The organism is Glaciimonas sp. CA11.2 (assembly GCF_034314045.1).
Lineage (GTDB): Bacteria > Pseudomonadota > Gammaproteobacteria > Burkholderiales > Burkholderiaceae_D > Glaciimonas.
In genome coordinates this window covers 1085917-1109145 of record NZ_JAVIWL010000001.1, presented here as the reverse complement: position 1 = coordinate 1109145, position 23229 = coordinate 1085917, and the positions used below count along the sequence as shown (strand labels likewise).

The window sequence follows — 23229 nt, the reverse complement described above, 5'->3', positions numbered from 1 at the left end:
TAGCTTGTCGTCGCGACTCTTCGCTATAGGCTAAAATGCTTACTCAGCGGCAGCCTACACTCTCTATATAAATGAACGCCCCAGTACAAATCCAAGCTCTAGTATCAGATGCACCACACGGTGCAACCCCTACGCGCGTGCGCGAGATTCCCTACAATTACACCTCTTTTTCAGATCGTGAAATTGTCATTCGGCTCCTCGGTGAAGCTTCGTGGGCGTTGCTCGATGAATTACGTTCCAAACGTCAGACCGGTCGCTCAGCACGTATGCTGTACGAAGTCTTGGGCGATATTTGGGTCGTACGTCGCAATCCCTATTTGCAAGACGATATGCTCGACAATCCAAAACGTCGGCAGGCGCTGATTGACGCGCTGAACCATCGTTTGGCAGAAGTCGATAAGCGTCGTCTGGATATCGCACACGCGCAAGATCATGACGACGACGCGATCCGCCGTAGCGCCAAGGTGGAAGCATTGGTCGAGGCTGCACGTTTGGCTATTAGCAAATTTTCGGACGAGTTCCGTCAGACTTATGATTTGCGTAAACGCACCAATAAAATTTTGGGGCGCTATACCGCCAAAGACAACATCAAGTTCGACGGACTGTCACGTGTATCGCACGTAACAGATGCTACCGACTGGCGCGTTGAGTATCCGTTTGTGGTCCTGACACCCGACAGCGAAGATGAGATGGCGGGACTGGTCAAAGGTTGTATCGAACTCGGTCTGACCATTATTCCGCGTGGCGGCGGCACCGGTTACACGGGCGGTGCGATTCCGCTCACACCGTTTTCAGCAGTAATCAATACCGAAAAGCTGGAACAACTCGGCGAAGTGGAAATGGCTGTATTGCCAGGTCTGCAAACGGAATACGCGACTATTTTCTCCGGCGCTGGTGTAGTAACCAAGCGCGTAGCGGATGCGGCTGAAAAGGCCGGTTTCGTTTTTGCGGTTGACCCAACCTCGGCATCCGCATCCTGCATCGGCGGCAATATTGCCATGAATGCGGGTGGTAAAAAGGCCTTGTTATGGGGCACTGCCATTGATAATTTGGCAAGCTGGCGCATGGTCGATCCAAACGGCGATTGGCTGGATGTCACGCGACTGGATCACAATCTTGGCAAAATTCATGACACGCCTTTAGCGCGTTTTAAACTGGAATGGCGGCATCCGGCGGCAAAAGGACATCCGGCAGAAGCGACGTTCAAGACTGAAATTCTTGAAATACCCGGCGGCACTTTCCGCAAGGAGGGTTTAGGCAAGGATGTTACGGATAAATTTTTAGCCGGTTTGCCTGGTATTCAAAAGGAAGGTTGCGACGGGCTGATCACGTCCGGCGTGTGGATTTTGCATAAAATGCCAAAGTTCACCCGTACCGTCTGTCTGGAGTTTTTCGGTCAGGCACGCGATGCGATTCCATCGATCGTTGAGATCAAAAACTATCTCGACGGTCTTCCCGCAAAAGGCGAAGGATTTACGTCGATTCGCCTCGCCGGTCTTGAACATCTCGATGAGCGGTATTTGCGCGCAGTCGGTTATTCGACCAAGTCCAAGCGCGGCGTGTTGCCGAAAATGGCCTTGTTTGGCGACATTGTGGGTGACGATGAAAACGCTGTCGCACACGCAGCGTCGGAAGTCGTGCGTCTGGCGAATAACCGTGTTGGTGAAGGGTTTGTTGCCGTTAGTCCAGAAGCGCGGAAGAAATTCTGGCTCGATCGCTCACGTACCGCGGCTATTTCCAAGCATACCAACGCCTTTAAAATTAATGAAGACGTGGTCATTCCGCTCAATCGGATGGGCGAATACACCGACGGTATCGAACGCATCAATATTGAGTTATCGATCAAAAACAAGTTGCAGTTGTTAGATCAATTGCAAGTCTTTTTTGCCAAAGGTAATTTGCCTTTGGGTAAAAGCGAAGAGTCCGATGGCGATGATATCGCTGGCGCAGAGTTGATGGAACAACGGGTTCCTCAAGCGCAGGATTTGCTGGCAAAGGCGAAGCTGCGCTGGACGTATCTTTTGCAGCAACTGGATGCACCGCTGGCCGACGTAAAGGCGGAATTAGCAGCATTGGGTCTGGATAAATTAAGTGCGGTGTTTGAGCAGCGCTTGATTCAGCAACCCGATGCACGTTTATTTGACGTGGTTCAGGACCGCACCGTCAGCATCTCCTGGAAGCAGGAAGTCCGTGCGCAATTGCGCCAGATTTTCAATGGTGGCGCGTTCAAGTTGATATTGGACGAATGCACGGCTATTCATAAAACAGTATTGCGTGGCCGTGTATTTGTCGCGCTTCACATGCACGCCGGTGATGGCAATGTCCATACCAACTTGCCGGTGAACTCCGATCACTACGACATGTTGCAGGACGCACACGCTGCAGTTGCGCGCATTATGAAGTTGGCGCGTTCGCTGGATGGCGTGATTTCGGGTGAGCATGGCATCGGCATTACCAAGCTGGAGTTTTTGACCGAAGATGAAATCAAGGATTTCCGCGATTACAAATTACGCGTCGATCCAGAAGGACGTTTTAACAAAGGTAAATTACTGAATTTGCCGGGCCTTGAAGCTGATTTAAGCAATGCTTACACGCCGTCGTTCGGCTTGATGGGACACGAATCGCTGATCATGCAGCAAAGCGACATCGGCGCGATTGCTACCAGTATCAAGGATTGCTTGCGCTGCGGTAAGTGCAAGCCGGTTTGTGCAACGCACGTGCCTCGCGCCAACTTGCTGTACTCGCCTCGCAATAAGATTCTGGCGACTTCGTTGCTGGTCGAAGCCTTCTTATATGAAGAGCAGACACGGCGCGGCATTTCGATCAAGCATTGGGAAGAGTTTGAAGACGTCGCGGATCATTGCACCGTCTGTCACAAGTGTTTGACGCCTTGTCCGGTCGATATCGACTTTGGTGAAGTGTCGATGAACATGCGTAATCTGCTGCGTAAGATGGACAAAAAATCGTTTAATCCGGGCACGACAGCGGCGATGTTTTTCCTGAATGCCAAAGATCCTGCGACGATCAACATGACCCGCAAAGTGATGACCGATTGGGGCTTTAAGGCACAACGACTAGGTAACGAAGTGCTGAAAAAGTTTGCCAAAAAGCAGACTAAAGCGCCACCGTCAACGATTGGCAAAGCACCAATTAAAGAACAGGTCATTCACTTTATTAACAAGAAAATGCCAGGTAATTTGCCGAAGAAGACCGCGCGCGCGTTACTGGATATTGAAGACGATAAAGTGATTCCGATCATTCGGGACCCGCAGACAACGACGGCCGAAACCGAAGCAGTGTTTTACTTCCCCGGTTGCGGTTCGGAACGCCTGTTCTCGCAAGTTGGTCTGGCGACGCAAGCAATGTTGTGGCACGTTGGCGTACAAACGGTGTTGCCACCTGGCTATTTGTGCTGTGGTTACCCGCAACGTGGTTCTGGCGATTTCGACAAAGCCGAGAAGATCATCACCGATAATCGGGTGTTGTTTCATCGGATGGCGAACACCTTAAATTACCTCGACATCAAAACTGTCATCGTGTCTTGCGGTACTTGCTATGATCAACTTCAGGGTTATGAGTTTGAGAAAATATTCCCCGGCTGTCGCATCATCGATATCCATGAATATTTGCTGGAAAAAAATCTTAAACTGGAAGGTGTTAACGGCACGCGTTATATGTATCACGACCCTTGCCATTCGCCGATGAAGTTGCAAGACCCACTGAAAACCGTGAATGCGTTAATCACGACTATAGACAATCAGAAGATCGAGAAAAATGATCGCTGCTGTGGTGAATCCGGTACTTTTGGCGTGAGCCGTCCGGACGTATCAACGCAAGTGCGCTTCCGCAAGGAAGAAGAGATGATCAGCGGTGCGGATAAAGTGCGCGCGGATGGTTTCACCGGCGAAGTCAAAATTCTGACATCGTGCCCATCTTGTTTGCAAGGGCTAACGCGTTACAACGATGACTCCGGCACGACTGCAGATTACATCGTGGTCGAAATGGCGAAGCATTTATTGGGCGAAAACTGGTTGCCGGATTACGTCAACCGCGCCAATAGCGGCGGCATAGAACGCGTGTTGGTATAACCATGACGGCCAGTTCTGCGGGTTGTGAATTGTGCGCAAGCGAGGGCGGAGAAGTGCTCTCTCGTAACGACAAATATCGCGTGGTATTGGTCGATGATGCCCAATATCCAGGATTTTGTCGGGTTATCTGGCATGCGCATGTGAAGGAAATGACCGATTTGTCCGCTGACGATCGTGATGGTTTGATGCGCGCTATATGGCGAGTTGAGCAGGCGATAAGGGCGGTCATGCAGCCGGAAAAAATCAATCTTGCTTGCTTCGGCAACATGACGCCGCATGTGCATTGGCATGTGATTCCGCGCTATTTGGATGACGTGCATTTCCCGCAACCAGTATGGGGAACGATTCAACAAACGACACCCTCGGCTGTGCTGGCCGCCCGTCAGGCGTTATTGCCGTCATTGCGAGCAGCGCTTTTGCAACTTTAATACGCACCTTTTGGTTTGCATTAATTTTCACATTAATACGTCGCACTTTAATTTATATACGGATACACCATGCTCGGCTCCAAACAATCTGCTCCTACTCCGATTCCCGTATCATTTACCGCCCATCAAAAATCAGGCGTATTGGAAGTCGTTTTTGATGACGGTAAGACGTTCTCGTTGCCGTTTGAAATGATGCGCGTCTATTCGCCTTCGGCCGATGTACAAGGTCACGGCGAAGGTCAGGAAACATTGCAAACAGGCAAGCGCGGTATTACCTTGGCAGCGCTTGATCCGGTTGGTAACTACGCCGTTAAACCGACCTTTTCGGATGGTCATGAAAGCGGTATTTTTACGTGGGCCTATTTATATAAATTAGGTCAGGAACAAGATGCGCTCTGGGAAGAATATTTGCGTCGTTTGGACGATGCCGGGCACGGACGTGATGCGGGGCGGGATTTATCGATGACTGCCAAAAAGGCAGGCGGCCATGGTTGCGGTTAAGTCTTAACGATTGCATGCCAATACAGTTATTGGTCCTGCTACCGTTAGGCTTAGCGGCAGCAATGTATCGCGACGAGGCTTAAAATAGTGTTGCCAAGGAGGGCATGTTCGTACAAATTGGCCATTCAGGACGAATATTATTTGAAGATATTTTCGTGTAGCTGTGTACTCACTGAGGCTAAATTCAATGCTGTCGATACCAGAAATTTGCGGGCTGTTTGAAGACGGAGGCCACGCTATGTATTCGGGCGAACCGGTATCGCAGCGTGAACATGCTTTGCAAACGGCAACACTTGCGGCACAGGCCGGTGCAACGTCAGAACTGATCTGCGCCGCTTTACTGCACGATCTGGGACACTTGCTCAACCCTCAGGGCGAGACACCATCGGAACGTGGAATCGACGATACCCATCAATATTTTGCCATTCCTTATTTGCGGGGTTTGTTTAGCCCTGCGGTGTTAGAGCCGATTCGCATGCACGTGGATGCCAAACGCTATTTGTGTGCGATCGATTCAACCTATTACGACCAGCTATCGGACGATTCCAAGCGGAGTCTTGCCCTGCAAGGCGGCGTATTTTCCACCCACGCCGCGGCAGAGTTTATCGCGCGCCCTTACGCCGCAGATGCCGTTAGCTTGCGTTTGTGGGATGATTTGGCTAAGGACGCTGATATGGTAACGCCAGCGATGCCTTATTTTGCTACGTTGATGGCTGATTGCGCATTAACTAAAGTTACCAGCTAATGGCGCGATGTTCCCTAAAGCGGATGGAACGCATGTCTGGACCAGAGGGTGTTTAAGCCTATTGATTAAGCTGCACGACCTCGCTTCGGGTAGGAAACTGCCACTACAAGTAATTGTCTTCGATTCTCTCTTTGACAACAACATCTACAGCGGGCTTGTATAATGCAACCCTGTCTTAATAAGGTTATCGATATGACCAATACTACCCATTTCGGTTACAAAACTGTCGCTGAAGAAGACAAGGTGCATAAAGTCGCCGAAGTTTTTCATTCGGTCGCGGCTAAATACGACGTCATGAACGATTTGATGTCGGCTGGCATGCATCGGCTATGGAAAGCGTTCACAATCGCGCAGGCTGCCATACGTCCCGGATTTAAAGTGTTGGATATTGCTGGTGGAACCGGCGATCTGGCTAAAGCCTTCGCTAAACGCGCTGGGCCGAGCGGTGAAGTTTGGTTAACCGACATCAATGAGTCAATGCTGCGAGTTGGACGCGATCGCGTCTTGAATACTGGGTTATCAACCCCCACTTTGCTTTGTGATGCCGAGAAATTGCCATTTCCGGACAATTACTTTGATCGCGTGTCAGTTGCCTTTGGTTTGCGCAATATGACCCATAAGGATGTGGCGTTGTCAGAAATGCGCCGTGTTCTTAAGCCGGGCGGCAAACTGTTGGTGCTGGAATTTTCGAAAGTCTGTGAGCAATTGAAAAAGCCTTATGACGTGTATTCGTTTTCAGTATTACCCTGGTTGGGCAAAAAAATTGCCAACGACGCTGAAAGTTACCGCTATCTGGCCGAGTCAATCCGTATGCATCCAGATCAGGAAACGCTGAAAAAAATGATGCAGGATGCGGGACTTGCGCGTGTCCAGTATTTTAATTTAACCGCTGGTGTGGCTGCGTTGCACACCGGGATCAAACTGTAAGTACTCTGCCAGGAGGCAGCATGAAAAAATTATTAGTGATATTAATGTTGATTGTCAGTGCGTTGTCGCTGACGATATCAAGTGCAGAAGCTCGACGATTGGGCGGTGGCGGTTCGTTCGGCAAACAGTCTTCCGGGATTTCACGCTCAGTGCCGAGTAGTCCATCGCAACAAAATTTCGCTCGCCCTGCTGCACCAGCGGCAGCGCCCGGCGTAGCCCCTAAACCTGCCAGTCCATTGAGAGGCATCATCGGCGGCGCATTGTTAGGCTTGGGTTTGGGCGCTTTGATGTCCCATTTTGGTATGGGCGGTGTTGGCGGATCATTCCTGATGATCATTTTATTAGCGTTTGTTGTGATTTTTGTGGTCCGCATGGTAATGCGCCGAAATAGCGATCCCGCGCCAGCCTATCCAAATGCCTATTCCGATAGCCCTGGAAGTACGCGTGCCGCTAACGATAATAACAATACAGGTTTCACGCCGGAAATAGGCTCACGCCTCGAACCGGCGCGACCAGCGGCGTTTCAAACTGACACGCCGGTCGCCGGACATGCTAGCGCCCCTTGGGGCGTTCCAGCAGATTTCGACGTTCCTGGCTTCGTGCGGAGTGCAAAAACCTATTTCATCCGTCTGCAAGCCGCGTGGGATAAAGCTGACACCAGTGATATACGAGAGTTTACTTCGCCAGAAATGTTCGGCGAGTTAAAAATGCAACTGCAAGAACGCGGCGCGTCAGCCAATAACACGGACGTGGTGCAACTCGATGGCGAGCTAATGGGCATCGAAACGGTGAATGATCATTATCTTGCCAGCGTTAAATTCAGTGGCTTGATTAAAGAAGCACCGGAAGCGTCAGCCGAGCCGTTCACAGAAGTCTGGAATCTATCGAAGCCAGTGTCGGGGCCGGGCGGTTGGATTTTGGCGGGGATTCAGCAAGTCAATTAAGTGCGTTGTTTAGAACGGTGCAATACGGATTCAGGGACATTATGGTTTTTTGCACTGTTGTACGCCCAATACGCCGCGCAGCGATGTACCGATGACGTATTGACGGAAGACCCGCCTGAATGGACGGAGACGTTTTTGGTTAAGCGTTTTCCTATAAGTAGCACTCTGATGCGAGATGCGCCGTCAGTTTTAAACAGCTTCTGATAAACTTAGACCGCCCGTGAATTGTCACGGGCGGTTTTGTTTTGTGACCAGGACTTTTCCCTTGAACTTTACGCCTCTTACCGCAGCTGTTAACCATTTGCTTACCCAAGAACCTTGGGCTCAACGTAAACTTGCCGCGCATGCTGACAAGATCGCTTACATCGATAGTGGTGCAATAGTGCTGAAGTGGCAAATTACGCCAGACGGCTTCTTGCAGGCACCAGTTACGAAAGTGGAATCGGCATCAGCATCAGCATCAGCATCAGCATCAGCATCAGCATCCATTTTGGCCCCAAATGTCACCATACGGATGAAATTGTCGGATTTGCCATTAATGGCGCAAAATCCCGAACGAGCATTTTCTTATGTCACTATTGAAGGCGATGCAGACTTCGCTAATGCGATTTCTCAAGTTGGCTTAGGTTTGCGGTGGGATGCTGAACAAGACCTGAGTAAGTTGTTCGGTGATATTGCCGCCACGCGCCTGGTCTCGATGGCAAAGTCAACGTTACAGACAGTGCAGACGACGCACAAAAAGTTGGCAGAAAACGTGGCCGAATATTTCCTTGAGGAAAAACCGTTGCTAGTACGCCCGCATGCGGTTTCTGATTTTACGCAAGAGGTCACGATATTACGCGATGACGTCGAGCGGTTGATCAAACGAATTGAGCGTATTGAACGCATAAATGCCGGTTCTGCCTAGAAACCGTAGCATCTAGGTGTGTAGATGATTGGGAGTAATAGCGCAGCGAATAGAATGGTCTCTAAAAACAGAAAGATTGCCAGTATCAGAATGGCTAGCGCCGCTTAGCACATTGGACAGTGCAGCCGTCGTACCGTGCGTCAGTTTTTGAAAGAGGTCAAATGCAAAATACTATGTTGAAGGCCGGGCACCAATGATTCTAAAATTTTTACGGGTTATAAAAATTGCACGCGTCGCCATTCGTTATGGTTTAGACGATATTGTGATGTCAGGATTTGATAAGCCGCGTATTTCTAAGTTAATCAATACGCTGTTATTTTGGCGCGATTTGTCTGCTCCCCGTGGCGAGCGCTTACGCAAGTCGCTCGAAGAGTTGGGCCCTATATTCGTTAAATTCGGTCAGGTATTGTCGACTCGCCGCGACTTGCTGCCGGGTGACATCGTCGATGAACTGGCGGGCTTACAAGATCGGGTACCGCCGTTTAGTTCTGACCTTGCAATCGCACAAATTCAGAAATCGCTTAAGGCCCATCCAGATCAACTTTTCGCCAGTTTTGATCGCCAACCTGTCGCCTCCGCTTCCATTGCGCAAGTTCATTTTGCGATGCTCAAAAATGGACGCGAGGTCGCGGTGAAAGTGCTGCGTCCTGGCATGAAAAAATCTATCGATGAAGATGTGGCGTTGATGCATTTAGCCGCTGAACTGGTCGAAAAATTATGGGCTGACGGCAAACGGCTGAAGGCACGTGAAGTGGTCGGCGAGTTTGATAAGTATTTACACGACGAACTTGACCTGATGCGTGAGGCCGCTAACGGCAGTCAGTTACGCCGGAATTTTGCCGACTCTGATCTGTTAATGGTCCCCGAGATGTTTTGGGATTATTGCTCATCATCTGTCATCGTAATGGAGCGCATGCACGGCATTCCGATTTCGCAGCTGGATCGTTTGCGGGCGGCCGGTGTCGACATGCAAAAGTTATCTAGTGATGGTGTGGAAATTTTCTTCACGCAAGTGTTCAGAGACGGCTTTTTCCACGCTGATATGCACCCGGGCAATATTTTAGTGTCGGTTGCGCCCGCTACATTTGGTCGTTATATCGCGCTCGATTTCGGCATTGTCGGAACACTTAACGATTTTGATAAAGATTATCTCTCGCAAAATTTTCTAGCATTTTTTCAGCGCGATTATAAACGCGTCGCCGAAGCGCATATCGAGTCTGGCTGGGCACCGAAAGAGACGCGGGTGGATGAGTTGGAATCGGCAGTGCGCGCTTGTTGCGAACCGATTTTTGATCGCCCGTTGAAAGACATTTCTTTCGGTCAGGTACTGTTAAGACTGTTTCAGACTTCGCGCCGCTTTAATGTAGAAGTGCAACCACAGCTCGTCTTATTGCAGAAGACGCTTCTGAACGTCGAAGGCCTTGGGCGTCAATTAGACCCCGAACTGGATTTGTGGAAAACTGCAAAGCCTTATCTTGAGCGTTGGATGAGCGAGCAAATAGGTTGGCGCGGCTTGGTGCAACATTTGAAAATTGAAGCACCGCGATACAGCAAATTATTGCCGCAGTTGCCGCGCCTGATACATCAGGTTCTGTCTCAAGTCGTAGATGGACCTAAAGGTCAGGATGAAAAGCTGCTGTTATTAGCGCTTGCGGAACAAAGAAGAACCAATCATTTACTCGGTATCCTGGTGTATTTTGGCGGTGGATTGATGGGGGGAATATTGCTGACCCTGATCTTTCAGCGTTGGGGATATTTATATTTCGGCGCCTAATAAAAGATTCAGACGGAGAAAATTCTGGTTTGGTTGTCTCACCTTTACACCTGACGCTTCAACGTCGCGCTTGATTATGTGATTATCAGCGCTGCATTTGTCTGCGCAAGTAGTCATTGAACGCGGGTATACATATTGACCTTCAGAATGTGATTTAAAGATTCGTTTATCCAGCATTTAATTGTGTGTTCCTCTTTTGATTGAGAAATTATTTCGCCATGACAACACCGATATCCAATCAGACACCGACAGGCATTCCATCATTCACGACGCGTGATTCGGCTAAGCCCGATTTTTGGAGTGAACGTTTTCAGTCGGCCTTCACGCCTTGGGATAAAGGCGGTGTGCCTTCGGCGTTGGAGGATTACATCAATCGATCTGTACCGACGGTGACGCTGATTCCAGGGTGTGGCGTTGGATACGAAGTTGCCTGTTTCGCTAGCGCAGGTTGGGATGTGACTGCCATTGATTTTTCTGAAGCGGCGGTTAGCGCGGCTCAGGCGACACTTGGTAGTTTGGGTTCTCGCGTTGTCCAAGCCGATTTCTTTACGTTCAATCCAGTGAAGCCTTTAGGATTGATCTACGAACGGGCTTTTTTCTGCGCGTTACCGCCAGCGATGCGCCCGGCCATCGTTGAGCGCTGGGCGGCATTGCTATTGCCGGGTGCGACGCTAGCTGGATTTTTCTTTTTTGGGGATAGTCCAAAAGGGCCGCCTTTCGGTATTGATCGGCCAGACTTGGAACAGTTATTGCTACCGTATTTTGAGTTGATTGAGGATCATCCTGTCACCGATTCTATTCCGGCATTTGTTGATAAAGAGCGCTGGCAAGTATGGCGGAGGCGTCTTTAGAAAGCCAAAACGGTGGATTGCGTCGAGGATGACTAGTTCTCCGATGTATCTTTAATGGCGCAGTCGCACTATCTTCGTGCGGATGCTTTTGGAAACCATTGCGACAGTCATAAAACAGAGCGTGCTTGCGAATGTTAATGGTCGCATGAACTTCAGACCAAAACGCTGTGAGGCAAAACTTATTTCTTTGCCGGGGCATGGTAAGTTCGCGTAAATAAGTGCTTTTTTGCTACAATCTGCGCTTTTGCTTTCCGGGGCAACATCCATGGCTTTGCTCGAAATTCGTAACGTTAGTCGCTTCTTCGGTGACTTCACCGCGGTTAATAACATCAGTTTGTCGATTGAGGCCGGTGAATTCTTTACGTTGCTGGGCCCGTCAGGTTGCGGCAAAACCACTTTACTTCGCATGATCGCCGGGTTCGATTTACCCAATGCGGGCCAAATAATGCTGGATGGCGTTGATCTCGTAGGCATTCCGCCCGAGCAACGTCCTGTCTGCACCGTGTTTCAGAATTACGCGTTGTTCCCACACATGACGGTGAGCGCTAATATCGCCTTCCCGTTAAAAATGGCAAAACTTCCGCCAGCAGAAATCAAACAAAAAGTAGTTGAAGCGCTGGAAGATGTGCGGCTGGTCGGTTTTGGTGCGCGCTACCCGCACGAATTGTCTGGTGGTCAGCGGCAGCGTGTCGCGGTCGCGCGTGCGCTTGTATCCCGACCGAAATTGCTGTTGCTGGACGAACCGTTGTCAGCGATGGACGCGAAGTTGCGCGAGCAGATGCAGATTGAACTCATCAATTTGCAAAAAGAAGTGGGTATTACCTTTGTCTATGTAACCCACGACCAAACCGAAGCATTGGCCTTGTCGCATCGCATCGCGGTCTTGAATCACGGTCAAGTTGAGCAGTTGGACGAGCCATCACGCATCTATAGTTATCCCAAAACCCGTTTTGTTGCCGATTTTATTGGCACATGTAATTTATTAGATGGTGTTATCGAGAGCATCGACGAAGCCACGATGCATCTTGATGTCGCGGGACTGGGTCAAGTCACGGCAGCGTTACCACCTGATGCGGTGATTGGTCGAAAAGGAACGCTGGCGTTGCGCCCTGAAAAGATTCTAATCAGTGCCGCAGTTAGCGGCCACAGTGCGGAAAATCATTTTAAGGGCTACGTGAAAGAACTTCTATATCTCGGTGACGTGACGGTCTACATTGTGCAAACCGAAGGTGGGGCGGCGATAGAAGCACTGCTAGCCAATTCGGCTGCCGGGCGCGCCAAGTTCTTTGAAGTCGGCGATGCTGTTGATGTGGCGTGGAGTTTCGAGGCAGGACATTTTTTGTATGATTCTGTATGAGTGAGGCCGTACCCTTGTTACCGTCACCACGCCCAAGCCCAAGCCCAAGCCCAAGCCCAAGCCCAAGCCCAAGCCCGCGCGGACGATTAGCACGCTGGTTGATTAGCGGGCCGCCGTTGGTCTATCTGCTGATATTTTTTGCGATTCCTAGCCTGATCATGGTGTTTGCATCGTTTCGCTACGCTGGCGATTACGGTGGACTAGAACCCATCTTCGACGCGGCGGGTAAGCTTAATCTGACGATCGAAAGCTATACGCGGTTTGCGTCCGACTTTATCTATACAGCGATTTTTTTGAAATCCTTGATGTACGCATTGATCACCACTTTTTGCTGTCTGATCATGGCGTATCCGGTGGCGATACTCATCGCCCGAAGCGCCAAAAAATATCGCGATTTATTGATTCTGTTGGTGATCCTGCCATTCTGGAGTAATTTTTTGATCCGGGTATACGCCTGGATGATTATTTTGGGGCCGCAATCGGGTTTGACCCGTGCGCTCAATTACGTATTGGGATTGGTTGGCGTGCAGCCGGTGACGCTGTTATTTACCGCGTTTTCGGTGATCGTTGGTCTGGTCTATGTTCACTTACCTTTCATGGTCTTGCCGCTCTATGCTAATTTGGAAAAACATGATCCGGCATTGCTGGACGCCGCGCAGGATTTGGGTGCGTCGGCGTGGCAGCGTTTTTGGCGGATTACTTTTCCGTTATCGCTACCCGGTGTTTATGCTGGCGCGGCGCTGGTTTTCATTCCGGCGTTGGGGATTTTTGCGGTGTCGGACATACTTGGCGGAACAGGCGGCATGATGATTGGTAATGTCATCAAGCAACAATTTTTGGAAACCCGCGATTGGCCATTTGGGAGCGTGTTGTCGATTGTGTTGACGGTCGCCGCACTAGCGGTGGCGGGCGTGGCTATGCTCGCATCAAGACCAAGACGACAAGGATAGAAAAATATGGTGAATGTTCATCGACTTGATGGCATCAATAAACGCACCATCGCGTTATGGGCAGTAGCGGTGTTGGTATTTGGTTTTTTGTACGTGCCGTTGATTATTGTGATGGTGTATTCATTTAATGACTCCCAACTCAACGCAGAATGGGTCGGATTCACTTTTGATTGGTATCGCAAGCTGTTTAATGACCACGAGATGTTAAGCGCTGCCGGAAACTCGCTGATGATTGCCCTGGTTTCAAGCGCAGTCGCGACAGTGCTTGGAACGATGGCTGGTTTTGCGATGCACCGGTATAAGTTGAAGTTACTGCCTTTATTGGTGCTGACGCCGATTGCGATTCCCGAAATCCTTATTGGCGTGTCGCTGCTGATTTTCTTTGTAATGCTCAATATCACGTTAGGGTTGGTATCGATCACGTTAGCGCATATTGCCTTCTGTATTGGTTTTGTCGCTATCGTGGTGCGCTCGCGCTTGTCTGGTATGGATGAAAGCCTGACTGAAGCGGCACGGGATTGTGGTGCGACACCGCTTCAGGCTTTCCGTCTGGTGACGCTTCCGTTAATTATGCCCGGCGTTCTAGCTGGCGCGTTGATGGCGTTTACGTTGTCAATCGATGATTTTGTCATCACTTTTTTTACCGCGGGTGCGAATGCCTCAACGTTGCCGTTACAAATTTATTCCATGATCAAGATTGCGGTTACGCCCGAAGTGAATGCGGTCTCAACCCTGTTAATGGTGCTGACGCTATTTCTTATTATTGTGGCTGCGAAGTTAGCTCCTAGCGCACTGCGCTCGTCGTCTTAATTGCGTACCCATTTGCGTGCTCAATTGCGTGCTTTATTGCCTTCTTAATTTCATCCACATCATCATTCCTCAAGGATTGCCATGAAAAAATTGTTTTCCATGTTAGCGCTGCTCGTTGTCAGTATTGCCGGTGTCACTACGGCTGTTTCAGCGCAAGCGGCCGACGAATTGCATTTGTATAACTGGAATAACTATATCGCGCCTGAAACCGTGCAGCGCTTTGAAGCCTCTTGTAAATGCAAAGTGGTGCAGACTTACTATGGTGACAATGAAGAAATGCTGGCTAAGCTTGCGGCAGGAGCCAAGGGTTATGACATTATTGTGCCCACCGGAAATGCGCTGGATGCTTTGATCAAGCAAAAGGCGTTGAAGCCTTTAGATAAATCGCAACTGCCGAATTTGAAGAATATAAATTCGGCATACATGAATAAGGATTTCGATAAGGGCAATGTTTATTCAGTGCCTTATGCTTATACGATCACGTTGTTGGGCTACAACGAGCAAAAAATAAAAGAACTGGGTATTCCGGTCGATAGTTGGGCGACTATTTTTGATCCCGCCATTCTGGCCAAGATCAAAGGCAAAGTGACCGTCCTGGATTCTGCCAATGAGTTGATCGCAGCCGCCATGAAATATCGTGGCTATTCTGCTAACGATACAGACGAAAAGCATTGGGAGGAGGCGAAGAATGTGATTCTGCGCGCAAAACCGTATTGGGCGGCGTTCAATGGAAGTAGTTATATCAAGGAACTCACCGTTGGGAACGTGTGGGTAGTGCATGGTTATTCGAGTGATATTTTTCAAGCTGATGTAGACGCTCAGAAGGCCGGTCGAAAATTCCGTATTCGGGCGGCATTGCCAAAAGAAGGTGCAGTATTGGCGCTCGACAGCATGGTGATCCACAAGGATGCGCCGCGTCCAGATCTGGCGCTGAAGTTTATTAACTTTATGCTAGATGGAAAAAATGCAGCCGAATTGACCAATTTGATCGGAACCGGCAATCCGAATGCTGAGGCCGCACAATACATCAATCCCGAAATTGCAAAAAATACAGCGATTTTCCCGACAAAGGCCACAGTTGCTAAATTGGAAATGTTGAAGGATCTTGATGGCAAACAGCGCCGCGCATTGAACCGCTTGTGGACTGAAATTCGCGCCCGTTGAGCCGTTTATCTGTTCTACGCGCACAAGAGAGACCTTTCATGCTGAGCAGATATAACTCCTGTAGTAGCGTAACGGTGTGGATTCCGCAAAAACCTTTATAATTCAGGGTTTTACACGCTTTTCGCGGAGTTTTACCATGCCAATTTACGCCTATCGCTGCGAAGCTTGTGGTTTTGCTAAAGATGTATTGCAAAAAATGTCGGACGCGCAGCTAACTGTGTGCCCAACATGCCATCAAGAGTCCTTTAAGAAACAAGTGACTGCTGCCGGTTTTCAGCTAAAAGGGACGGGTTGGTACGTCACCGATTTCCGCGGCGGTGCGGCGACTGGCAAATCAGCGACCGGCGCGAGCGAGGAAGGCGGCACTTCAACTGCTACCGATAGCGCGGTTGCGGCGACGCCAGCGGCGGCGGCATCGACCAGCGCTCCAGCGTCATCGAATAGTGCACCGGCTAGCACTGCGGCAAGTGCAAGTAGTGGAAGTACTACAAGTACGAGCGCTGGCAATACCACAGCCAGCAAAACATCCTCTTCCACGGCGACCTGACAGCGCTGCGGCACGAATTTTAACTAAACTGTCTTGGGCCGAACTGCCAATCGCGGTTCGCCCCGTTGAAGAAAACCATGCGCAAATATTTCATTACCGGTTTACTGGTTTTGGTTCCTCTGGCGATTACGCTATGGGTACTGAATCTGATCATTGGAACAATGGATCAGTCATTATTGTTCCTACCGGTAGAGTGGCGTCCAAAAGCGCTGATAGGCTTTAATATTCCCGGTCTCGGCACTATTTTGACGTTGTTGATCATATTCTTCACGGGATTGGCAACGCACAACTTTATTGGGCGTCAGGTCGTGGCGTTGTGGGAAGCAGTATTAACGCGCATTCCGGTCGTCAACTCGATTTATTCCAGCGTCAAGCAAGTATCAGATACGTTATTTTCATCCTCAGGAAATGCTTTCCGCAAGGCATTGTTGGTGGAATATCCGCGTCGGGGATCATGGACCATCGCATTCCTGACCGGCGTTCCTGGCGGTGATGTAAAAAATCATCTGGAAGGTGATTACGTCAGTGTGTATATACCGACGACCCCGAATCCAACTTCAGGATTTTTTCTGATGGTGCCGCGTGCCGATACAGTAGAGCTGAGTATGAGCGTTGACGAAGCACTGAAATACATCATTTCGATGGGCGTCGTATCACCGCCTGATCATGTAGAAAAAAAACGCATTAATGATCCTGTTTAGACGATTCGATGCGCTATGACGGTTTATTGACTGTTGCAAGTAAAAATAGACGCACCGCAGACGCAAACAAGACCCCAAGACCCACTGATAGTTACTCTCAGTAACATTGAACTTAACACCTGAACTTCGGAAGAATTGAATATGTCCATGCGAACCCACTATTGCGGCCTCACCACCGAGGCACTTCTCGATCAGACCGTCAGCCTGTGCGGCTGGGTACATCGTCGTCGCGACCATGGCGGCGTGATTTTTATCGACTTGCGCGACCGCGAAGGTCTTGTGCAAATTGTGTGTGATCCTGATCGCGTAGATGTTTTCAAAAATGCCGAAGTCGTGCGCAATGAGTTTTGCCTGCGTATCACTGGTGTGGTGCGTAACCGTCCAGACGGCACCGTCAACAAAAACCTGAAGTCGGGCCAAATCGAAGTATTGGCCCATACGCTGGAAGTGCTGAATGCGTCCGTGACGCCGCCGTTCCAGTTGGATGACGACAATCTGTCGGAAACCACACGTCTGACGCATCGGGTGCTGGATTTGCGTCGTCCCCAAATGCAAAACAATCTGCGCCTGCGTTACAAAGTAACGATGGAAGTGCGTAAATTTTTGGATGCAAACGGCTTCATTGATATCGAAACGCCGATGTTGACCAAGTCAACGCCAGAAGGCGCGCGTGATTACCTGGTCCCGTCGCGCGTGAACGCAGGCCATTTCTTCGCGCTTCCGCAATCGCCGCAATTGTTTAAGCAATTGTTGATGGTGGCAAACTTTGACCGCTATTATCAAATTGTAAAATGCTTCCGCGACGAAGATTTACGCGCTGATCGCCAGCCTGAATTTACGCAGATCGATTGCGAAACATCGTTCATGTCCGAGCAAGAAATCCGCGATATGTTCGAAGGCATGATCCGCCTGGTATTCAAGAACGCACTAGATATCGATTTGCCAAATCCGTTCCCTGTGATGGACTTTGCCACTGCAATGGCAATGTACGGTTCCGACAAGCCGGATATGCGCGTGAAGCTCGAATTCACGGACCTGACCGCGGTCATGAAGGATGTTGATTTCAAAGTATTCTCGGGCGCTGCCAATATGGAAAACGGTCGCGTGGTTGGTTTGCGCGTTCCCGGTGGCGCTGCCATGCCGCGCTCCGAAATTGATGCTTACACGCAATTCGTTGCTATTTATGGCGCACGTGGTTTGGCGTATATCAAAGTTAACGAAACCGCTAAGGGCCGCGATGGCTTGCAATCGCCTATCGTCAAAAACTTGCACGACGTCGCATTGGCACAAATTCTTGCGCAAACCGGCGCGCAAGATGGCGATCTGATTTTCTTTGGTGCTGACAAGGCGAAAGTGGTCAACGACGCTATCGGTGCATTGCGCGTCAAGATCGGTCATAGCGAGTTCGGTAAAAAGGTCGGCCTGTTTGACGATACATGGCGTCCGCTATGGGTGGTTGACTTCCCAATGTTTGAATACGACGAAGCTGGCGAGCGTTGGAGTGCTTGCCATCATCCGTTCACGGCCCCAAAAGATGGTCATGAAGACTATCTTGAAACCGATCCAGGCAAGTGTATTGCTAAAGCCTATGACATGGTATTGAACGGTTGGGAACTAGGCGGCGGATCAATCCGTATCCATCGTGCTGAAGTGCAAAGTAAAGTCTTCCGCGCGTTGAAGATTGATGCGGAAGAAGCGCAACTGAAGTTCGGTTTCTTGTTAGACGCGTTGCAATACGGCGCGCCTCCGCATGGTGGTCTGGCCTTCGGCCTGGATCGTATCGTCACCATGATGACCGGTGCCGAATCTATTCGCGATGTGATCGCTTTTCCAAAAACCCAGCGGGCACAATGTCTGTTAACTCAGGCGCCATCGGTAGTTGAAGAAAAACAGTTGAAAGAACTACACATTCGTCTGCGTGCGCCAGAAGCCAAAGTGGTTTCTTAAGGTTGACTGCCGTGCGATCAACTTTGTTTATTAAGAGTGAGTCGCTTGTACAATAGATAGTATTCAAAAGCGCGGTTTTCCGCGCTTTTTTTATGTCTCGATCAAATCAGTCTATAGTAAGGTTTAGGTCCGAATTTGTGATTGAAACGGGCTTTATTCTTAGCAACACCATCTGTTTTTTATGTTCCATGGTCGTCCGTATTAGTCGGCCGACTTGGTAGATTAATGGATGATAAAAAAACGTGTGCCATCCGGTCTGGCTTCTTATATTGTTCCTCAATAATTGTTTGCTATTTTTATAGTGTGTGCATGGATAAAATTCCCGAATCTGTTCTTGTTGTCATCCATACGATTGATTTGCAGGTTTTAATGATTTCGCGCACCGATAACGTCGATTTTTGGCAATCTGTGACCGGATCTAAAGATACGCCTGACGAGTCTTTGGTTCAGACTGCCATTCGTGAGGTAGCCGAAGAAACGGGCATTATTGTGTCCGATGGTCAGGTACCAATGTCGCATTTACGTGACTGGCAACTTTCCAACGTCTATGACATTTATCCTATGTGGCGTCATCGTTATGCGCCGGGTGTGACCACTAACACTGAGCACGTTTTTAGTCTCGAAGTGCCTGCAGAAATTCACATTGTTTTAGCACCGCGCGAACATGTCGAGTATCGCTGGATGCCGCACAGAGAGGCTGCGGACTTGTGTTTTTCTCCATCAAACGCAGAGGCGATATTGCAACTTCCTCACCGACTACGGGATGTTAAAAGGTAGTTGTTTCCGCGCTATGACGCTTTTATTTCACGTGGATCAAAAGCGATGAAAATACGAATTGCGACCTATAACATCCACAAAGGCGTCTCCTCTATCGGAAGTCGTCCACGTGTCCATGCTCTAAAGCAAGCGCTGGCATTGATGGAAGCCGACGTCTTCTTCTTGCAAGAAGTGCAAGGGCGGCATGATTTAATGGCTGCGCGTCACTCCGCTCATTGGCCGGAACAATCCCAGCAAGACTTTCTCGCTGGTGATTCTCATCATGCTGCGTATGGAATGAATGCAGTGTATGACCATGGTCATCACGGAAATGCATTATTAAGTCGCTTTGAGATTGCTTCGCAGACCAATCAGGATGTGTCGGATCATGCATACGAGGCGCGTGGCATTTTGCATTGCGTGATAAAAACCCCTCAGGCAGACGTCCATTGTTACGTCGTTCATTTGGGTTTGTTTGGCGGCGGTCGGCGCCGACAAACGGCGGCATTAATCGAGGCGGTGCGTAGTTCGTCACCGCCAGATGCGCCATTGATTATTGCCGGTGACTTCAATGATTGGGGAAATCGACTAAGTGAATTGTTGCGCGTGCGTCTCGGTGTCTCGGAGATTTTTGACGAGCGGATTGCGGCGCACGGGGTGGGATATTATTTACGTAAACTGATGGGACGCGAGCCAGGCATCAAATCGGCGTCCACCGCCAAAATTAAACCGGCCCGCACATTTCCTGCCGCGCTTCCTTGGCTGCGCCTGGATCGCATCTATCTACGCGGCTTTGCCGTAGAATCAGCACATGTATTACATGGACCGGCGTGGGCTAAGTTATCGGATCACGCTCCGATTGTGGCGACGTTACGGTTGAAGTAGACTCTTTATCGTCGGTATTGCAGGACTAATGTCAAGGCAATACCAAACCAATCCCAAGCAAATCATCAAAGCTAATGAGCGGCAATATCGTCGTGAATGTCGTCAATAATGTAGCGCATAACCCTTAACCGGCATATCTCATGACGATCTGTTTTTTGTGTAGCCTATGCGCGCGGTAAATTTTACCGCTGACAATCATATTGACCTGTTGCAAAGTGGCGCGGAATTTTTCCCGGCTTTAATCGCGGCCATTAACGGCGCGCGCGACGAGGTCTATCTGGAAACGTATATTTTTGCGGCCGATGCCACCGCCCAACGGGTTAAGGCGGCGTTGATGGAAGCAGCAAAAAGAGGCGTTGCGGTCAGAGTGGTGACCGACTGGCTTGGCACTGGGCGTGCACATAACACTTTATTAACGGAAGAGTTTCTTGGCACGCCCATCAAACATCGCATCTTTAACCCTTGGTTCCGTCGCGGGGTGGTGCGCACTCATCGTAAATTGTGCGTGGTCGATCACCAGATCGCGTTCGTCGGCGGCATTAATATTAATGACGATATGTTCACCGATGATGCGCGACATTTGCCATTGCCTGCCCCGCGCTGGGATTTTTCTATCCGCATTGTGGGGCCTCTTGTGCCAACAATACATGCCGAATTGGAGGCACAATGGATGCGTATGGGTGGGATAAAATTACGTGCACGGTGGGATGAGTTTAAGCGTGCACGCGTAAAGATAAACATGGCGTCGCATGGGGCCGCATCGGCAGGGTTAGTCATTCGCGACAATTTACGCAATCGACGAACGATTCAACGTGCTTACATGCAGGCATTGGGGCATGCACGCGAAAGCGCTTTGTTAGCGAATCCTTACTTTGCACCGGGCCGTAAATTACGCCAGGCCTTAGTTTCTGCTGCACAGCGCGGTGTCAAGGTGACTTTGCTACTCGGCGTCGGACATTATCGTCTGCAGGATGCGGTGACGCACTCGTATTATCCCAAGTTACTCAAAGCGGGCGTCAGAATCGTCGAATATCGCAAGACCGCGCTACACGCTAAAGTCGCTGTGGTGGATGACGAATGGGCCACCGTGGGATCGAGTAATTACGACGGTTTGAGTCTATTGGTGAATCAGGAGGCGAATGTCGTCATTCGAGATGCAAAATTTGCAGATTTGTTGCGCCAGAAAATCGAAGCGGGTATCGCGGATGGTGTAGAGGTGCAATCAGCTGAATTCGGGCACAGATCGTGGAGTCGGCGGCTGTGGTACGGATCAGCTTTTTTCGTCTATCGCTTTGCGATGCGAATTATGACGATAGGTAATAATCACTAAAAAGCAAAAGGACCGAACAATCGTTCGGTCCTCATTTTTATCCCTCAGCCTCATTCGGGCCTGATCGCTCATCAAATTATGTAGGTGAATTAACGCTGCATCTTACGATACGGCGCTAACTAACTCGCTTATATTTGAACCCACGCTCCCTTGAATACGACCGGTCCTGTTGGTCCGTTTGGATTCGGTGAGCCTCCTTTTGGCTCCAACGTTACAGCCAATATTGGTATCGATTGTGGCGTAGCATTCGCAGGTAGAGGCAATGTCACACTGCCATTGGCTGCAACCAGACCCAGCGAACGTGGTGGACCCTCTTTTGGAACCGCCCACAATTCGAGACTCTTATCAGCCGCCACCGATTGCGCTGCGATCACTTTCACAACCATCTGACCATTCTGTGCCGCAGTCACCACGGCAATGGGTGTTGCTTTATCATCGCTCAACATCGCGACGTAAGACGTGACCGGTGCAACCGGAATGGGTGCCAGTTGTTTAGTCATTAGCAGCGATACCAAAATCAAAGCTGCGGTGGTAGACACCAAGCCAAGCCCGCGCCAGAAACTCAGATCTTCTCGTAGTGATAGCCAGAATGATGCTTTGCGTTTGCGCGCTGCGAGTATTTGTAGTCCAAGGCGTTTTTCAATGGTGAGCCATACGCTTACCGATGGCTTACTCGCCGGAGTCATTTCTGCCATTGGATACAAACGGTCTTGCCATTCCGCCACCGTCAGTCGCAGCGCTGCACTGTCGAGCAAATAGCTTTCAAAGCGTCGGCGTGCCCCGCCGCGTAGTGTGCCAAGCACAAACTCTGCTGCTAACTTCTCTAATAATGCTTGGTTTTGAAGAATATTCATTAATTTTGCTCCAGCTTGCCTAGGCAGGTCCGTAATCGCTCTAATCCTCGCCGGATCCAAGTTTTAATGGTCCCGATGGGGAGCTTCATTTGATCTGCTACCTCGCTGTGCGAGAGATCATGAAAAAAAGATAATGCTATCGCTTGTCGGTGCAAGCCCTCGAGTTTTGCCAGGCAGCCCGCGAGCGCTTTTGAATCGGCGCTCAGCTGCAGCGCTTCTAACGGCGTTGGATCTGCACTTTCCATGGCGGTAATGACCTCTTTGTCAAAAGTATCCGCATCAATTTCAACGTCATGGTCAGTGCGGCGCAAAATATCGAAGGCTTTATTGCGTACGATTGTCGTCATCCACGTCATGGGAGCCGCAAGGCCGGGTTGATAACTACCGGCACTGTTCCAAATGTTGATGAAACTTTCTTGTAAAACCTCTTCTGCCGCTTCACGCTTAACTAATATACGTAGCGCGAAGCCAAACAGTTTCGATGATGTTGCGTCGTAGAGAGAACGGAAGGCGCTGGCGTCTTTTTGGGCAACGGCGGCAAGCCAGATTTTCAGTTGCGCCGGTTGTAGTTCAGTAGAAGACAATTCGATTTCCTTCGCAAGATATTGGGTCATTCAGCATGTGCTTAATATCCGGAGGTACGCCTGGACAAGGTAACAGCCCTTTACGGAGCAATCAGGAATTATTAAAGTGCGTGTTGATGAGACTTTCTGAGGAATAGGTTAGCGCAAACTTGTTCACGCGGCAACTTTTCACTGTTGTT

21 protein-coding genes are annotated in these 23229 nt (G+C 49.8%); 19 read left to right on the top strand and 2 right to left on the bottom strand.

The features are described 5' to 3' along the window. Nucleotides 1-71: 71 nt before the first annotated feature. From RGU75_RS04720 to clsB, 19 genes are all read left to right on the top strand, one after another. Nucleotides 72-4088, top strand: coding sequence for an FAD/FMN-binding oxidoreductase (locus RGU75_RS04720; RefSeq protein WP_322233471.1), 4017 nt, complete (start codon nucleotides 72-74; stop codon nucleotides 4086-4088). A gap of 2 nt (nucleotides 4089-4090) precedes the next feature. After that, nucleotides 4091-4516: an HIT family protein gene (locus RGU75_RS04715; protein WP_322233469.1), complete on the top strand. Its 426-nt coding sequence runs from the start codon at nucleotides 4091-4093 to the stop codon at nucleotides 4514-4516. Nucleotides 4517-4585: 69 nt separating this feature from the next. Further along, a complete protein-coding gene (locus RGU75_RS04710; protein ID WP_322233467.1) occupies nucleotides 4586-5017 on the top strand; it encodes a DUF971 domain-containing protein in 432 nt (143 codons plus the stop codon). A 187-nt stretch (nucleotides 5018-5204) separates the two neighbouring features. Next, on the top strand, nucleotides 5205-5762 hold the full coding sequence (locus tag RGU75_RS04705; RefSeq protein ID WP_322233465.1) for a phosphonate degradation HD-domain oxygenase: 558 nt from the start codon (nucleotides 5205-5207) through the stop codon (nucleotides 5760-5762). A gap of 192 nt (nucleotides 5763-5954) precedes the next feature. Then, complete coding sequence (gene ubiE / locus RGU75_RS04700) at nucleotides 5955-6689, top strand: bifunctional demethylmenaquinone methyltransferase/2-methoxy-6-polyprenyl-1,4-benzoquinol methylase UbiE (RefSeq protein WP_322233463.1); 735 nt, start codon at nucleotides 5955-5957, stop codon at nucleotides 6687-6689. Nucleotides 6690-6709: 20 nt separating this feature from the next. Then, complete coding sequence (locus RGU75_RS04695) at nucleotides 6710-7633, top strand: Tim44-like domain-containing protein (RefSeq protein WP_322233461.1); 924 nt, start codon at nucleotides 6710-6712, stop codon at nucleotides 7631-7633. A gap of 265 nt (nucleotides 7634-7898) precedes the next feature. Further along, the gene (locus RGU75_RS04690; protein ID WP_322233459.1) at nucleotides 7899-8540 is read left to right on the top strand and encodes a sterol-binding protein; all 642 of its coding nucleotides are present in this window, start codon (nucleotides 7899-7901) and stop codon (nucleotides 8538-8540) included. 193 nt (nucleotides 8541-8733) lie between these two features. Further along, nucleotides 8734-10314: a ubiquinone biosynthesis regulatory protein kinase UbiB gene (gene ubiB / locus RGU75_RS04685; protein ID WP_322233457.1), complete on the top strand. Its 1581-nt coding sequence runs from the start codon at nucleotides 8734-8736 to the stop codon at nucleotides 10312-10314. 218 nt (nucleotides 10315-10532) lie between these two features. Continuing rightward, nucleotides 10533-11165 (top strand): methyltransferase domain-containing protein, encoded by a 633-nt coding sequence (locus RGU75_RS04680; RefSeq protein ID WP_322233455.1) that lies wholly within the window; start codon nucleotides 10533-10535, stop codon nucleotides 11163-11165. Nucleotides 11166-11430: 265 nt separating this feature from the next. After that, the gene (locus tag RGU75_RS04675; RefSeq protein ID WP_322233453.1) at nucleotides 11431-12522 is read left to right on the top strand and encodes an ABC transporter ATP-binding protein; all 1092 of its coding nucleotides are present in this window, start codon (nucleotides 11431-11433) and stop codon (nucleotides 12520-12522) included. Next, nucleotides 12519-13472 carry an ABC transporter permease gene (locus RGU75_RS04670; protein WP_322233450.1) on the top strand — a complete coding sequence of 318 codons (954 nt, stop codon included), beginning with the start codon at nucleotides 12519-12521 and terminating at the stop codon, nucleotides 13470-13472. Before RGU75_RS04675 ends, RGU75_RS04670 begins: the two co-directional genes overlap by 4 nt. Before the next feature lie 6 nt (nucleotides 13473-13478). Then, nucleotides 13479-14282, top strand: coding sequence for an ABC transporter permease (locus RGU75_RS04665; RefSeq protein ID WP_322233448.1), 804 nt, complete (start codon nucleotides 13479-13481; stop codon nucleotides 14280-14282). An 81-nt stretch (nucleotides 14283-14363) separates the two neighbouring features. Continuing rightward, the gene (locus tag RGU75_RS04660) at nucleotides 14364-15446 is read left to right on the top strand and encodes a spermidine/putrescine ABC transporter substrate-binding protein (RefSeq protein ID WP_322233446.1); all 1083 of its coding nucleotides are present in this window, start codon (nucleotides 14364-14366) and stop codon (nucleotides 15444-15446) included. Between the two features lie 136 nt (nucleotides 15447-15582). Then, the gene (locus RGU75_RS04655; protein ID WP_322233444.1) at nucleotides 15583-15993 is read left to right on the top strand and encodes an FmdB family zinc ribbon protein; all 411 of its coding nucleotides are present in this window, start codon (nucleotides 15583-15585) and stop codon (nucleotides 15991-15993) included. A 77-nt stretch (nucleotides 15994-16070) separates the two neighbouring features. Beyond that, on the top strand, nucleotides 16071-16694 hold the full coding sequence (locus RGU75_RS04650; protein WP_322233443.1) for a DUF502 domain-containing protein: 624 nt from the start codon (nucleotides 16071-16073) through the stop codon (nucleotides 16692-16694). 141 nt (nucleotides 16695-16835) lie between these two features. After that, a complete protein-coding gene (aspS, locus tag RGU75_RS04645; protein WP_322233440.1) occupies nucleotides 16836-18641 on the top strand; it encodes an aspartate--tRNA ligase in 1806 nt (601 codons plus the stop codon). Between the two features lie 309 nt (nucleotides 18642-18950). Then, the gene (gene nudB / locus RGU75_RS04640) at nucleotides 18951-19418 is read left to right on the top strand and encodes a dihydroneopterin triphosphate diphosphatase (RefSeq protein WP_322233438.1); all 468 of its coding nucleotides are present in this window, start codon (nucleotides 18951-18953) and stop codon (nucleotides 19416-19418) included. A gap of 45 nt (nucleotides 19419-19463) precedes the next feature. Then, a complete protein-coding gene (locus RGU75_RS04635) occupies nucleotides 19464-20282 on the top strand; it encodes an endonuclease/exonuclease/phosphatase family protein (RefSeq protein ID WP_322233436.1) in 819 nt (272 codons plus the stop codon). Between the two features lie 166 nt (nucleotides 20283-20448). Further along, complete coding sequence (gene clsB, locus RGU75_RS04630) at nucleotides 20449-21612, top strand: cardiolipin synthase ClsB (protein ID WP_322233434.1); 1164 nt, start codon at nucleotides 20449-20451, stop codon at nucleotides 21610-21612. A gap of 128 nt (nucleotides 21613-21740) precedes the next feature. On the opposite strand, the gene RGU75_RS04625 is transcribed toward clsB, so the two are convergent. Both RGU75_RS04625 and RGU75_RS04620 read right to left on the bottom strand, forming a co-directional pair. After that, entirely contained in the window at nucleotides 21741-22466 is a 726-nt protein-coding gene (locus RGU75_RS04625) for an anti-sigma factor domain-containing protein (RefSeq protein WP_322233432.1), read from the bottom strand. Further along, entirely contained in the window at nucleotides 22466-23080 is a 615-nt protein-coding gene (locus tag RGU75_RS04620; protein ID WP_322233430.1) for an RNA polymerase sigma factor, read from the bottom strand. Before RGU75_RS04620 ends, RGU75_RS04625 begins: the two co-directional genes overlap by 1 nt. Nucleotides 23081-23229 lie beyond the last annotated feature (149 nt).